This is a genomic window from Thioclava sp. FR2, assembly GCF_051200875.1.
In the GTDB taxonomy this organism is placed as follows: Bacteria; Pseudomonadota; Alphaproteobacteria; order Rhodobacterales; family Rhodobacteraceae; genus Pseudotabrizicola.
This window is the reverse complement of the sequence record NZ_CP195191.1, coordinates 3495315-3508786: the sequence shown is the minus strand read 5'-3', so window position 1 is coordinate 3508786 and position 13472 is coordinate 3495315. Positions and strand designations below refer to the sequence as shown.

Sequence of the window (13472 nt, the reverse complement as noted above, 5' to 3'; positions counted from 1 at the left end):
GAATTGCAAATTCCTTCGAAGGAATTTGCCGCAAAGGGGGGCTGCCATGCTGACCCTTGAAAAACGCCCCTCGCCCAGCCGGTTCTGGCAATATGCAACGCCGGTTCTGGCCGTGGTGCTGACAATGGTCGCGGGCGGGATCATGTTTGCGCTGTTGGGCAAGAACCCGGTCGAGGCGATGCGGATCATCTTTTGGGATCCGCTGTTCAACGCCCAGTTCGCAAGCTATTCGCGCCCGCAGCTCTTGGTGAAAGCGGGGCCGCTGATCCTGATTGCCATTGGGCTGTCACTGGGTTTTCGGGCAGGCATCTGGAACATCGGGGCCGAAGGACAATACATCATGGGCGCCATTCTGGGCGCGGCTGTGGGGCTTGCCTTTTACCCGGCGGATTTGTGGATCGTGTTTCCGCTGATGGTGATTGCCGGGGCCTTGGGTGGCTGGTTGTGGGCGATGATCCCTGCGATTTTGAAGACCAAGTTCAACACCAACGAGATTCTGGTTTCGCTGCTGTTGGTCTATGTGGCTCAGAATTTTCTGGCCTCGATGGCGGTTGGTCTTTTGCGCAACCCTGAAGGCGGTGGGTTTCCCGGAAGCCGCAATCTTTCGCAATATCCGGCAGCAGCCAATCTGGAACTGATCCCCGGCACTGGTATGCATTGGGGCGTGGTTGCGGCCTTTTTGGCGGTAATCGGGGCTTATGTCTTGCTGCAGCGCCACATCCTTGGCTTTCAGATAAAGTTGTCGGGGCAGGCACCGCGCGCGGCCCGCTTTGCCGGGGTTGCGCCGACGAAGCTGGTGGTCTTGTGCATGGGGATTTCCGGGGCCTTGGCCGGGTTGGCCGGGCTGTTCGAAGTAGCGGGCCCCGCAGGTCAGATCAGCATTGATTTTAACGTAGGCTATGGCTTTACCGCGATCATCGTGGCGTTTCTGGGCCGGCTGAATCCGATCGGCATTCTGCTGGCAGGGCTTTTGATGGCGCTGACCTATATCGGCGGTGAATTGGCCCAGTTCATGCTTGGTTTACCTGCCGCTGCCATTCAGGCCTTTCAGGGGATGCTGTTGTTCTTCCTGCTTGCTGTCGATCTGTTGACCAATTTCCGCGTCCGTCTGGGCGCAAAACGGGAGGCGCTGTGATGTTTGGCGGTATTGATCCAAGTCTTCTGATCACGGCGCTGATCGTCGCTTCGGTTCCGATCATCCTTGCCGCCATTGGCGAGTTGGTGGTGGAACGCGCAGGCGTCCTGAACCTTGGGGTTGAGGGCATGATGATCATGGGCGCGGTCTGCGGTTTTATCACCTCGGTTGCCACGGGCAGTGCTGTTCTTGGTTTTCTGGGCGGCGCTTTGGGCGGAGCGGCCCTGTCCATCGTCTTTGCGGTGTTGACGCAGATCCTGCTGACGAACCAAGTCGCCACTGGGTTGGCCTTGACCCTATTTGGATTGGGGCTGTCGTCGCTTTTGGGGCAGACCTATGTGGGCATCAAGCCGCCGCTCACGGGCGCGGTGCCTTTGGGGCCGCTGGCTGATATCCCGTTCTTTGGCCGCGTTCTGTTCGGCCACGATTGGGTCGTATATTTCTCGGTCGCGAGTGTCGCTGCCGTCTGGTGGGTGCTGAAATCCACGCGCACCGGGTTGGTCCTGCGGGCAGTGGGAGAAAGCCACGATGCGGCCCATGCCCTTGGCTACAAGGTGCGGCGTATCCGTATCCTTGCGATCCTGTTCGGCGGGGCCATGGCAGGTCTTGGCGGGGCCTATGTCAGCCTTGTCCGGGTGCCGCAATGGACCGACGGGATCACCGCCGGTGCGGGCTGGATCGCCCTTGCCATCGTCGTTTTTGCCAGTTGGCGTCCGTGGCGGGCGCTGGTTGGTGCATATCTCTTTGGCGGAATCACTGTGCTTCAGCTTAATCTGCAGGCAGCGGGCGCGCGGATTCCGGTAGAGTACTTGTCCAGCGCCCCCTATCTGATAACCATCCTCGTGTTGGTCATCATGTCATCGGGCAAGGGCAAGGCGGCACTGAACGCCCCGGCCAGTCTGGGACAGACTTTCCACGCCTCTCGTTAGAGGCACAACCATATAACCCGGGGTCAAAAACGGCCTCGAAACAGGGAGCACTACGAATGAACCGCAGAACACTGCTTGCAACCGCAGCCCTTGGCCTTGGTCTGGCCTTTGGTGGCGCGGCAAATGCTGCTGGCATGGACAAAGCGAAGGCATGCTTTGTCTATGTTGGCCCGATCGGCGACCTTGGCTGGACCTATCAGCACCATCAGGGTGCGCTGGCCGTGCAAGAAGCCTATGGCGACAAGGTGGAAATCGCCTATCAGGAAAACGTGCCGGAAGGCGCAGACGCCGAGCGCGTGCTGACCCAGATGGCGCTTTCGGGCTGCAACATCATCTTCACCACCTCGTTCGGCTACATGGATGCAACCAACGCCGTTGCCGCCAAGTTCCCCGACATCAAGTTCGAGCACGCCACCGGCTACAAGCGCGACTCGGCCAACGTCTCGACCTATAACGCGCGTTTCTACGAAGGCCGCGCCGTTCAGGGCACCATCGCCGGTCGCATGACCAAGTCGAACAAGATCGGCTACATTGCATCGTTCCCGATCCCCGAAGTGATCATGGGCATCAACAGCTATTACCTGCATGCCAAGAAGGTGAACCCGGCTGTTGAGCTTTCGGTCGTCTGGGCCTTCACATGGTTCGACCCGGCGAAAGAAGCTGATGCCGCCAAGGCACTGATCGACCAAGGCGTTGACGTGATTGCAGCGCATACCGACTCGACCGCACCGCTGGCCGAAGCCGCCAAGACCAATGGCGCCGTGATCGGCTTTGGTCAGGCTTCGGACATGGCGGACTATGCACCGACCCCGCGCGTGTCGTCGATCATCGACAACTGGGCACCCTACTATGTAAAGCGAGTCGGCCAATTGCTGGATGGCAGCTATGAGCAGGTCGACAGCTGGGCCGGTATTCCGGAAGGCGAAGTGGAAATTGGCGCAATCACCGATGCTGTTCCAGCAGAAGTGAAAGCCGAAGCTGAAGCCATGCGCGACGCCATCAAGGCGGGCACCTATCACCCGTTCACCGGCCCAATCAACAAGCAGGACGGCTCGGCCTGGTTGGCGGAAGGTCAGGTTGCACCCGATGGCGACCTGCTGGGCATGGGCTTCTACGTCGAAGGCATCACCGGCGACATTCCGAAGTGATCTTCCTTCTTTGACGATCTTAAAGGCCCGCTTTGGCGGGCCTTTTTCATGGCTTATCCGTCCCGCTGTCGCATTCGGCATTCCCCTGCATACATTCGAATTTTAATATCTATTATTCTCTTCAGGATATTTGAGGAGGAATTCAATGGCACATGTTGTTGTTCTAGGCGCCGGTCTGGGTGGGGCCATAATGGCCTATGAGGTCAAGGATCAGTTGCGCAAGGAAGATACGGTTACGGTCGTCACCAAAGATCCACACTACCACTTTGTACCATCAAACCCTTGGGTCGCTGTTGGCTGGCGAGAGCGGGAGGAGATTACGGTCGATCTGGCACCGACGATGAAGAAAAAGGGGATCAACTTTATCCCCGTCGCGGCCGAAAAGCTGCATGCAGAAGAAAACCGGATCGAATTGGTGAATGGTGAATCGGTCAGCTATGATTATCTTGTGATCGCGACCGGGCCGGAACTGGCCTTTGACGAGATCCCCGGATTTGGCCCGCACGGCGGCCATACCCAGTCGGTCTGCCACATCGACCACGCCGAAGAAGCCCGCAAGGTTTTTGAAGAACTGGTCAAGAACCCTGGCCCGGTGATCATTGGCGCGGCGCAGGGGGCAAGCTGCTTTGGCCCGGCCTATGAGTTCCTGTTCATTCTGGAAACCGCGCTGCGCAGGGCGAAAATCCGCGACAAGGTGCCGATGACTTTTGTCACGTCAGAGCCCTATATCGGCCATCTCGGCCTTGATGGGGTGGGTGATACCAAGGGCCTTCTGGAATCTGCGATGCGCGAAAAGCACATCAAGTGGATGACCTCGACCAAAGTGAAGAAGGTCGAAGCGGGTATGATGACCGTGGAAGAAATCAACGACGATGGCTCATCCAAGGGTGAAAAGGAATTGCCTTTCGCCTTTTCGATGATGCTGCCGGCGTTCCGGGGCATCAAACCTGTGCGCGATATCGAGGGTCTTTCGAACCCGCGCGGGTTCACGATCGTCGACAAGCACCAGCAGAACCCAAGATACAAGAACATCTTTGCCGTTGGGGTCTGTGTCGCCATCCCGCCGATGGGGCCCACCCCGGTGCCGGTGGGCGTGCCTAAAACCGGTTTCATGATTGAATCTATGGTGACGGCCACGGCGCATAATATTGGCAATATCGTGCGTGGCAAAGAGCCGGATCAGGTTGGAACCTGGAACGCGGTGTGCCTTGCCGATTTTGGCGACGGGGGGATCGCTTTTGTTGCCCAGCCGCAAATCCCGCCGCGCAACGTGAACTGGTCTTCAGAAGGCAAATGGGTGCATTTGGCCAAGGTGGGCTTCGAGAAATACTTTATGCGCAAGTTGAAGAAGGGCACCTCGGAACCCTTCTACGAAAGCCTGGCCCTGAAGGTTCTGGGGATCGACAAGCTGAAAGAGACCCACAAGGGCTAAGCCAAAGAAAAACTCCAGAAAAGACCGGGTCTGTCAGGCCCGGTCTTTTCCTTTTCGAAAGCCCATGGCAGGGTCGCGCCAAAGCGTAAGGGAGGCAGACATGGTGCGGGCGGATGTGGTGATCATCGGGGGCGGCATCGCCGGGGTATCCCTTGCGGCCCGCCTTGCGCCCCATGCCTCGGTCGTACTGCTGGAGGCCGAAGATGTCCTTGCCCATCATGCTTCGGGCCGGTCGGCTGCCTTGTATGAGCCTCGCTATGGGTCGCCGGCGGTCGTTGAATTGTCCTTGGCCTCGTCAGAGTTTTTCCACGGGGCGGCCGGTGTCTTGTCGCCGCGCGGGCTTTTGATGGTGGGAAAGGCAGGGACAGAGAAAGCCTTTGCCGATGAGTCCGAGGGAATGGACTTGGGTCGCATCCCTGTTGAAGACGCCTTTGCTATGGTGCCGATCCTGAACCCCGAGGTGGTGACGGAAGCGGCTTTTGCGGCCCATGCGTGGGATATTGATACTGACCTGCTGATTCAGGGCTTTGCCAAAGAGGCGAAGGCGCATGGTGCCCGGATCGTGACCAAGGCCCGCGTTTCGGCGATCCGCAAAGATGCCTCTGGCTGGCATCTTCAGACGCCGGCAGGGGAATTCACCGCGGCGATGCTGGTGAATGCCAGCGGCGCTTGGGTTGATCATATTGCCGGGATGGCAGGTGTCAGGCCTTTGGGCTTTACGCCTTATCGGCGGTCGATGGCGCGCATTCCGGCCCCAACAGGGATGGAGGTTTCTCGTTGGCCCATGATCTTTGGAGCGGGAGAGGCTTGGTATGCCAAGCCCGATGCGGGCGCGCTGATCGTCTCACCCGCCGAAGAAGAGTTGATGGAGCCGCATGACGCTTGGGCGGATGACATGGTGCTGGCCGAAGGTCTGGCGCGGTATGAGGAATTTGTGACCGAACCGGTTACCCGGCTTTTGGCGAATTGGGCGGGGTTGCGGACATTTTCCCCGGACCGGACGATGGTGATCGGCAGGGATAGTGCAGTGCCCGATTTCTTTTGGCTGGCGGGACAAGGTGGCCAAGGGTTTCAGACCTGCCCTGCCGCAAGTCAATTGGCGGCGGACCTGATTACCGGCCGGCCAAGTGACTTGCCCGAAAGCCTGCTCTTGGCGCTGTCTCCATCACGATTTTCCTGACCTGACGTTACATAGATTGTTTTGAATATGGCTTGACGTGGATCAAGGCTGCACGGCGTTTTGCGTGGCACCCCTGTGCCGGAAAACGCAAGGAGCAGGACGATGAGCTACAAGGCAAAGATCCACGAAATGCGCGGCGAGATCCGCGCGATGAACAAGTTGATCCCGCAGGCTGCCGCTGCCTTTGGGGACTTGTCAAAAGTGGCAAAGGACGTTGGCCCGCTTTCCGTCAAAGAAAAGGAATATATTGCGCTGGGCATCGCCATTTCGCAGCGGTGCGAGCCTTGCATCAATTTCCACGTCGAGGCCTTGATGCGCACCGGAGCCACGCGCGAGGAACTGGGCGATGTTCTGGCCATGTCAATCCAGATGGGCGGTGGCCCGGCGCTAATGTACGCGGCCCACGCTTTGGGTTGCTGGGACGAACTGGCGAAACCCGCTGAATAATTTTCGCTAATTCGCGACGGAACTTCTTCGCCGGGTCGTATCAGTCACAGTCAACAGTGGGAATGTGAAAATGCTGAAGACCCTGACTGTGCTGCCGCTTGCTGTAACCTTGATGGCGGGCGTTGCCTTGGCCCAAAATGGCAACCCCGGTTCCGAGTTCATGGAACAATGGGACATGGACTCAGACGGCGCTGTGACGCTGGACGAACTTCGCACCAAACGCGGAGAAGTCTTCTACATGTTCGACGTGGAAGGTGACGGCGCACTTGCAGCTTCGGACTGGGCTGGCGTGGCGGCGCATGTGCAAGAGGAGCAGAAAATCAAGGGCGGCGGCCACGGTGCCGGCGGGAATGGCCGAGGCCCAGGTGCCGCAATGCACGCAGCAATGACGCCAGAGTTCAACGATGCGGACGGCAATGGCGATGTGACCTTGGCCGAGTTCGAGGCCGCGTCGGACAGGCTCTTTGCGGCTTTGGACAGGAACGGTGACCATATCGTTTCCGCCACTGATTTCTAATACGGAGCAGAAGCGACGGCTTTCCGCCGAGCGCTGAAATCAAGAGATGACAGGGTGTGATGCAGGGTTCAGATTGACCCTATGCGTTGCACCCTTTTTCTTTTGCTCATTCTTGGTTTGGCTTCCTGTGGCGCACCGCGCCAACAATCGGTGCGCGGTCCGGATCGCCCAGCCCCAGTGGCCATAACTGCGCCCAATTTTGGCGATGCCGACCCGCATGATTGGCAGGGTCAATCGCCCCGCGCTTACCCTGTCCACGGTATAGACACATCACGCTGGCAGGGAGATGTGGATTGGCCAACCGCAAAAGCCAACGGCGTAAACTTTGCGTTTCTGAAAGCGACTGAAGGCGGCGATATCGTTGACCCCGCATTTGATGCAAACTGGCGAGGTGCCTTGCGGGCCGGGGTTCCTGTGGGGGCGTATCATTTCTGGTATCACTGCCGCCCGGCGGCAGAACAGGCGCGGTGGTTCATCCGCCATGTGCCACGCACAAAGGGTGCCCTGCCCCCGGTTCTGGACATGGAGTGGACCCCATTTTCGCCGACATGCACAAAGCGTCCGACCGCTGAAACCGTGCGCCGCGAAGCACGGATTTTTCTGGATGCGCTTGAAGCGCATTACGGACAAAGGCCGATCATCTATTCCACACCGGACTTTTTTGATACGAACGAGATGTGGAAGCTGGGTTCCTATGATTTCTGGCTAAGGACCGTGGCCGGCCATCCGCGCGACACCTATGGCGGTCAACATTGGACATTCTGGCAGTATAGCGGCACCGGGCTGGTTCCCGGCGTCAGGGGCAAGGCGGATCTGAATGCCTTTGCGGGGTCCAGATCCGCGTGGACCGCTTGGCTGGCAGCGCGACAACGTTAATCCAAAATGAAAAACGGGGCCCGATTGGCCCCGTTTTCCGAAAGTTCTGCCGATCAGCCGTCGATGCGGATACGGGCGTTCTTGGGGTCGAAGGGGCTGTCTTCCACCACTTCGGCGTCCCATTCCTTCAGCTGAATCTTGACCTTCAGCTTGGTGCCGACCTCGGCCAGATCAGGGCGGACATAGCCCATGCCAATCTGCTTGCCGAAGGCCACGGAATAGCCGCCCGACGTCAGACGCCCAATCTTTTCGCCATTCAGCAACAGAGCCTCTTTGCCCCACGGATCGGTATCGGTCGGGCCATCAATCAACAGCGTGCAGCACTTCGAGCGAATACCCTTGTCCAGCATGGCCTGCTTGCCACGGAAGTCCTTCGACAGATCGACAAAGCGGTCCAAAGCGGCCTCAAGCGGGGTCGCATCGCGGCCCAGTTCATTGCCAAAGGCGCGGTAGGATTTCTCCTGACGCAGCCAGTTTTGCGCGCGGGCACCGACCGGCTTCAGCCCATGCTTTTCGCCAGCCTTCATCACCAGATCCCACAGGTAGCGGCCCATTTCGATCGGGTGGTGGAGTTCCCAGCCAAGTTCGCCGGTGTATGCCACACGCACCGCACGCACCGGGCACATGCCCAGTTCGATGTTACGATACGACAGCCACGGGAAGCGCTTGTTGCCCAGAACGGTCGACGGATCGGCATCCTTGACGATCTCTTGCAGAATGGCGCGGCTGTTCGGGCCGGCAAGCGCAAAGACGCCCCACTGTGTCGTAATGTCGTGGATGTCGATATAGCCACCACCCTCGGCCATGAAGTCCTCGGCCGATTTGATCAGGAAGTCGGCGTCATAGGCTGTCCATGCGCCGGCAGAGATCAGATAGTATTCGTTCTCGGCCAGCCGGACGATCGTATATTCCGTGCGCGTCGTGCCCGCATCGGTCAGCGCATAGGTCAGGTTGATCCGGCCCACGCCCGGCAGCTTGTTGCAGGTAAAGTGGTCAAGGAACGCGGTCGCACCGGGACCACGCACGAGGTGCTTGGTAAAGGCGGTGGCGTCGATGATGCCGGCGGTTTCGCGGATGGCCTTGGCTTCTTCGACGGCATAGGGCCACCAAGCGCCGCGACGGAAGCTGCGTGAGTTGTGGTCGAAATCTGCGGGAGCATCGACCGGACCGTAGTAGTTGGGGCGTTCCCAACCATTGACCTGCCCCATTTGCGCGCCAAGGGCGATCTGGCGGTCATAGTTCGGCGCCGTGCGCAGCGGACGGCAGGCTTCACGCTCTTCATCCGGGTGGTGCAGAATAAAGACGTGCTCATAGCATTCTTCGTTCTTGCGCGCGGCGTATTCGGTGGTCATCCAGCTGCCGTAACGCTTCGGGTCGAGGCTGGCCATGTCGATTTCGGCTTCGCCCTGCGTCATCATCTGGGCAAGGTAATAGCCGGTTCCGCCCGCAGCGGTGATCCCGAACGAAAAGCCTTCGGCGATCCACATGTTCCGCAGCCCCGGAACCGGGCCGACCAGTGGGTTACCATCGGGGGTATAGCAGATCGGGCCGTTGAAATCGTCTTTCAGACCGACAGTTTCGGACGAAGGCAGACGATGGATCATCGACATGTATTCTGCTTCGATCCGCTCCAGATCAAGCGGGAAGAGGTCGGCGCGGAACGATTCCGGCACATCGTAAAGGAAGCGGGCCGGGGCGTTGCGTTCATAGGGGCCAAGGATCCAGCCGCCACGTTCTTCGCGGACGTACCATTTGGCATCGGCATCGCGCAGAACCGGATGTTCCGGGTTGCCAGCCTTGCGCCAGGCGACCAGCGCCGGGTCCGGCTCGGTCACGATATACTGGTGTTCGACTGGAATAGCCGGGATCTTGATCCCCAGAAGACGCGCGGTGCGCTGAGCATGGTTGCCGGTGGCGGTCACCACATGTTCGGCATGGATTTCGAACTTTTCTTCGCCCGGAACAAGATTGCCGCCCTGTTCAACCATGCGGGTAACAGAAACGATCCACTCACTGCCAGTCCAGCGGTAGCCATCAACCTGAATCTTGCGTTCTATGGTGGCACCCAATTGGCGCGCACCCTTGGCCATCGCCTGCGTCACATCGGCGGGGTTGATGTAGCCATCCTGCGGATGGAACAACGCGCCCTTCAGATCTTCGGTGCGAACCAGCGGCCAACGTTCTTTGATCTGCGCGGGCGTCAGGAATTCGTGATAGACGCCTGCGGTTTCAGCGACCGAGGAATACAGCATGTATTCGTCCATCCGGTCCTGCGTCTGCGCCATACGCAGGTTGCCGCAGATCGAGAAGCCAGCATTCAGGCCGGTTTCCGCCTCAAGACCCTTATAGAAATCCACCGAGTATTTGTGGATGTGGGTCGTGGCGTAAGACATGTTGAACAGCGGCAAAAGGCCTGCGGCATGCCAAGTGGAACCAGAGGTCAGTTCGTCACGCTCGACCAGCATCGTGTCCCAACCTGCCTTGGCAAGGTGATAGGCGATGCCGTTTCCGACGGCACCACCGCCGACGACAAGGGCTTTGACATGCGTTTTCATGGGTCGACTCCCGAGATTGGTTTGCGCCATCAATGCCAGAGACTACAGGAAACGGGCAAGATGCGCCGACCTTTGGCGTCAGAAAACGACATCGACGAAAGAGTCGTACACGCTGCCCCTCGCGGGTTTCGCTGAAACCCACTCTGGCCCGAGATAATCGGGAAGATATGATGGGGGCTCAGGTCGAGGGCTTTGGATTAAAGAGTGCTGCGAGAAGGAAAGCTGCGGCAGCGGCAGTGACGATGGATGGGCCAGCAGGCGTGTCTTGCCAAAGCGAAAGTTGCAGGCCCGCAAAGGTGGAAAATGCCCCGATGAGAGTGGCGAAAACCGCCATGGCTTCGGGGGTGCGAGACAAGGCGCGCGCCGCTGCGGCGGGAATGATCAGCATGGCCGCGATCAAGAGTGCCCCCACGACTTTGATTGCGACAGCAACCACGATGGCCAGGGCGACAACAAGAATCAGCCTTTCACGGTCGGGGTTCAGGCCGCTGGCATGGGCGAGGTCTTCGTTCAGGGTGGCGGTGAGCAGTGCTTGCCAGCGCCAAGCCAGAAGCGCCAGAACCACCAGCGCGCCGGCCCAGATGAAGAGAACGTCGCCCTTGGAGACGGCAAGAATGTCGCCAAAGAGCCAAGCCGAAAGATCCGTCCGGATTCCGTGCAGGAACGAGACGGCCACAAGACCCAAGGCCAATGCGGAATGCGCGAGAACACCAAGCGCGGTATCCATCACCCAGCCCTTGGCAGCAAGTGTCGCCACAGTCAGCGCCATAGCAAGGGCAACCAACAATGTGCCGATACCGATCGGCAGATCTGTTGCCAGCGCAAATGCGACACCAAGAATGGCGGCATGTGATGTCGCATCACCGAAATAGGCCATGCGGCGCCAGACGACAAAACTGCCCAAGGGGCCGGTCGCAAGCGACAGGCCAAAACCAGCAAGCGCGGCGCGGGTCAGGAAATCGTCAAGCATGGTCGTGGCTGTGCCCGTGGTGGTCGTGAGAGTGATCATGCGTGTGATCATGCGGATGAGCATGGTCGTGATTATGTACATGGCGATAGAGCGCCAATGCCCCTTGTGTACCAAGGCCAAACAGCGCCCGGTATTCCGGAGCCGTCGATACGACGGCAGGCGCCCCTTCACAGCAGATATGGCCATTCAGGCAGATCACACGATCCGACGCCGCCATGACAACATGGAGATCATGGCTGACCATCAGAACAGCCGCCCCTGTTTCACGCCGCACTTCTTCGATCAAGCGATAGAAGGCAGCCTCGCCCGGCTGGTCCAAGCCTTGGGTCGGTTCATCAAGAACCAAAAGTTGAGGTCGCGACAACAGCGCCCGAGCCAATAGAACCCGCTGCAACTGCCCCCCTGAGAGGGCGGCCATCTGGCGGCCCGCAAGGTCGGGAAGTTCCACCTGCGAAAGCGCCGCATGGGCCTGATCGTCGCTGACGCGGTTCGGAAGCGACAGAAAGCGCCGGACTGTCATCGGCAGGCTGCGATCCAGCGCCAACTTTTGCGGGACATAACCGATGCGCAGTCCGGGCATGCGAGTGACCTGTCCACTGCTGACGGGAATAATCCCCAGAAGCCCACGCAGCAAGGTGGATTTCCCAGAGCCGTTAGGCCCAACAATGGTGACGATCTCACCGGGCTGGATACCAAGCGTGATGTCGTGCAGCACTTCGACCTCGCCAAAGCGAATGCAGGCATGGTCGGCGGCAAGGAGATTCTGAGTGATGGCGGCCGTCATTCGGATGTTCCGGCACAGGCAGGGCAAAGGCCAAGCGCCTCGATATTCGTGCGCTCAATCGTAAAGCCCAGTGCTGCGGCCGCTTCATCAAGCGAGGCCCGAACGGCATCGGCTGGCGCTTCGGCGACCGTCGCGCAAGACTTGCAGATCAAGAAAGCGGGGGCATGTGCTTCGCCCGGATGCATGCAGGCAGCAAAGGCATTCAGCCGCCTGATCCGATGCGCAAATCCCTGATCGACCAGAAATTCCAAGGCACGATAGGCCACAGGGGGTTGGTGACCAAAGCCCTCCTTTGCCAGCCGTTGCAGAACATCATAGGCCCCAAGCGCCTTATGCTCTTCCAAAAGGATTTCCAGAACCCGACGCCGGACGGGGGTCAGTCGCGCGCCAGCGGACTGCGCCAAGGTTTCGGCGCGCTCAAGAATGCCCGTCGTGCAGCGATTGTGGTCGTGATCGACAAAGGCGAGGTCAGGCTCTGTACAGCCGGGGCAGCTGTGCGAATGGGTATCGGTCATTGCCGCGTGCCTTCCAATCTTGACGAGTTATGATATAACATACATAAGCGCCAGCAGTCGAGTCCCTCGAAAGGTGTAGCCGTGCGGTCTATCTTTGCCCTTCTCTTGTCAAGCCTTGCGGTGCCGGCATTTGCCGAAGTGCCGCGCGTGGTCACAGATATTGTTCCGGTCCATTCCTTAGTCGCACAGATCATGGAAGGCGCGGGCACGCCCGAACTCTTGCTCTCAAGTGGCGCTGATCCACATTCCTTTCAGATGCGCCCCAGTCAGGCAGCAGCCGTGGCTGAAGCGGATCTGATCGTCTGGATAGGACCCGAACTGACACCTTGGCTGGACCGGGCCCTGGATGGGTTGGCGGAGGCTGCACCGCAGTTGGACCTTGTCCATGCGCAGGGCATCAAGCTGTTGCGATTTGAAGAACCCGAAGGGCATGACGAAGAAGACGATCACGGGCATAGTCATGATGGCACGGACCCGCATGTTTGGCTGAACGTGCAGAATGCCGTCATTTGGGCCGATCAGATTGCGGCAAAATTGGCAAAACTGGATGCGGAAAATGCGGAGTTGTACCGTGCCAATGCCACGGAGGTTCAGAATAGGCTCAAAGCCCTGGATACAGAACTTGCCGAGACTCTAGCCCCCTTTCGAGAGCGAACCTTTGTGGTTTTCCATGACTCGCTTGGCTATTTCACCGATCACTACGGGTTGGCATCAGCCCTGTCTGTTGCGGGCGGGGATGCCGCCACGCCCGGTGCCGCGCATCTGACCGAACTTCAGGCTGAAATTGTAGCCGCGGGTCCAATCTGCCTGTTCCCAGAAGCACAGCACGACCCAGCCTTGCTGTTGCGTGTTGCCGAAGGAACTGGGGCAAAGTTGGGTGCCCCCTTGGACCCAGAAGGCAGTTTCGTGACGCCGGGGCCGACCGCGTATGAAGCGATCCTGCGCGACATCACATTAGCTTTGACAACCTGCCTGTCGCAATAA

Annotated in this window: 13 protein-coding genes; 9 read left to right on the top strand and 4 right to left on the bottom strand. The window is 59.1% G+C overall.

Annotation, left to right across the window (positions count from 1 at the left end):
* Nucleotides 1-46: 46 nt before the first annotated feature.
* From ACSBLW_RS16980 to ACSBLW_RS16945, 8 genes are all read left to right on the top strand, one after another.
* Nucleotides 47-1135, top strand: a complete 1089-nt coding sequence (locus tag ACSBLW_RS16980) for an ABC transporter permease (RefSeq protein WP_435257779.1) — start codon at nucleotides 47-49, stop codon at nucleotides 1133-1135.
* The gene (locus ACSBLW_RS16975) at nucleotides 1135-2064 is read left to right on the top strand and encodes an ABC transporter permease (RefSeq protein ID WP_435257778.1); all 930 of its coding nucleotides are present in this window, start codon (nucleotides 1135-1137) and stop codon (nucleotides 2062-2064) included. The genes ACSBLW_RS16980 and ACSBLW_RS16975 overlap by 1 nt, the downstream gene beginning before the upstream one ends.
* A 56-nt stretch (nucleotides 2065-2120) precedes the next feature.
* Nucleotides 2121-3212: a BMP family ABC transporter substrate-binding protein gene (locus tag ACSBLW_RS16970; protein ID WP_435257777.1), complete on the top strand. Its 1092-nt coding sequence runs from the start codon at nucleotides 2121-2123 to the stop codon at nucleotides 3210-3212.
* 145 nt (nucleotides 3213-3357) lie between these two features.
* Nucleotides 3358-4644, top strand: a complete 1287-nt coding sequence (locus ACSBLW_RS16965; RefSeq protein ID WP_435257776.1) for an NAD(P)/FAD-dependent oxidoreductase — start codon at nucleotides 3358-3360, stop codon at nucleotides 4642-4644.
* A 64-nt stretch (nucleotides 4645-4708) separates the two neighbouring features.
* A complete protein-coding gene (locus ACSBLW_RS16960; RefSeq protein ID WP_435257775.1) occupies nucleotides 4709-5824 on the top strand; it encodes an NAD(P)/FAD-dependent oxidoreductase in 1116 nt (371 codons plus the stop codon).
* Nucleotides 5825-5926: 102 nt separating this feature from the next.
* Nucleotides 5927-6271 (top strand): carboxymuconolactone decarboxylase family protein, encoded by a 345-nt coding sequence (locus ACSBLW_RS16955; RefSeq protein WP_435257774.1) that lies wholly within the window; start codon nucleotides 5927-5929, stop codon nucleotides 6269-6271.
* Between the two features lie 70 nt (nucleotides 6272-6341).
* The gene (locus ACSBLW_RS16950; protein ID WP_435257773.1) at nucleotides 6342-6788 is read left to right on the top strand and encodes an EF-hand domain-containing protein; all 447 of its coding nucleotides are present in this window, start codon (nucleotides 6342-6344) and stop codon (nucleotides 6786-6788) included.
* An 81-nt stretch (nucleotides 6789-6869) separates the two neighbouring features.
* Nucleotides 6870-7664, top strand: coding sequence for a glycoside hydrolase family 25 protein (locus ACSBLW_RS16945; protein WP_435257772.1), 795 nt, complete (start codon nucleotides 6870-6872; stop codon nucleotides 7662-7664).
* A gap of 53 nt (nucleotides 7665-7717) precedes the next feature.
* On the opposite strand, the gene ACSBLW_RS16940 is transcribed toward ACSBLW_RS16945, so the two are convergent.
* From ACSBLW_RS16940 to ACSBLW_RS16925, 4 genes are all read right to left on the bottom strand, one after another.
* On the bottom strand, nucleotides 7718-10219 hold the full coding sequence (locus ACSBLW_RS16940) for a GcvT family protein (protein ID WP_435257771.1): 2502 nt from the start codon (nucleotides 10217-10219) through the stop codon (nucleotides 7718-7720).
* Nucleotides 10220-10397: 178 nt separating this feature from the next.
* Nucleotides 10398-11189: an iron chelate uptake ABC transporter family permease subunit gene (locus tag ACSBLW_RS16935; RefSeq protein WP_435260147.1), complete on the bottom strand. Its 792-nt coding sequence runs from the start codon at nucleotides 11187-11189 to the stop codon at nucleotides 10398-10400.
* A complete protein-coding gene (locus ACSBLW_RS16930) occupies nucleotides 11182-11973 on the bottom strand; it encodes a metal ABC transporter ATP-binding protein (protein WP_435257770.1) in 792 nt (263 codons plus the stop codon). Before ACSBLW_RS16930 ends, ACSBLW_RS16935 begins: the two co-directional genes overlap by 8 nt.
* Entirely contained in the window at nucleotides 11970-12488 is a 519-nt protein-coding gene (locus ACSBLW_RS16925) for a transcriptional repressor (protein WP_435257769.1), read from the bottom strand. Before ACSBLW_RS16925 ends, ACSBLW_RS16930 begins: the two co-directional genes overlap by 4 nt.
* A gap of 81 nt (nucleotides 12489-12569) precedes the next feature.
* On the opposite strand from ACSBLW_RS16925, the gene ACSBLW_RS16920 reads away from it, so the two are divergent.
* Nucleotides 12570-13472 (top strand): zinc ABC transporter substrate-binding protein, encoded by a 903-nt coding sequence (locus tag ACSBLW_RS16920; protein ID WP_435257768.1) that lies wholly within the window; start codon nucleotides 12570-12572, stop codon nucleotides 13470-13472.

Coding starts and splice junctions, on each gene's coding strand:
- ACSBLW_RS16950 (WP_435257773.1), top strand. CDS start 6,342: ATGCTGAAGACCCTGACTGTGCTGCCGCTTGCTGTAACCTTGATGGCG.
- ACSBLW_RS16965 (WP_435257776.1), top strand. CDS start 3,358: ATGGCACATGTTGTTGTTCTAGGCGCCGGTCTGGGTGGGGCCATAATG.
- ACSBLW_RS16980 (WP_435257779.1), top strand. CDS start 47: ATGCTGACCCTTGAAAAACGCCCCTCGCCCAGCCGGTTCTGGCAATAT.
- ACSBLW_RS16975 (WP_435257778.1), top strand. CDS start 1,135: ATGTTTGGCGGTATTGATCCAAGTCTTCTGATCACGGCGCTGATCGTC.
- ACSBLW_RS16930 (WP_435257770.1), bottom strand. CDS start 11,973: ATGACGGCCGCCATCACTCAGAATCTCCTTGCCGCCGACCATGCCTGC.
- ACSBLW_RS16960 (WP_435257775.1), top strand. CDS start 4,709: ATGGCAGGGTCGCGCCAAAGCGTAAGGGAGGCAGACATGGTGCGGGCG.
- ACSBLW_RS16945 (WP_435257772.1), top strand. CDS start 6,870: ATGCGTTGCACCCTTTTTCTTTTGCTCATTCTTGGTTTGGCTTCCTGT.
- ACSBLW_RS16970 (WP_435257777.1), top strand. CDS start 2,121: ATGAACCGCAGAACACTGCTTGCAACCGCAGCCCTTGGCCTTGGTCTG.
- ACSBLW_RS16935 (WP_435260147.1), bottom strand. CDS start 11,189: ATGCTTGACGATTTCCTGACCCGCGCCGCGCTTGCTGGTTTTGGCCTG.
- ACSBLW_RS16940 (WP_435257771.1), bottom strand. CDS start 10,219: ATGAAAACGCATGTCAAAGCCCTTGTCGTCGGCGGTGGTGCCGTCGGA.
- ACSBLW_RS16955 (WP_435257774.1), top strand. CDS start 5,927: ATGAGCTACAAGGCAAAGATCCACGAAATGCGCGGCGAGATCCGCGCG.
- ACSBLW_RS16925 (WP_435257769.1), bottom strand. CDS start 12,488: ATGACCGATACCCATTCGCACAGCTGCCCCGGCTGTACAGAGCCTGAC.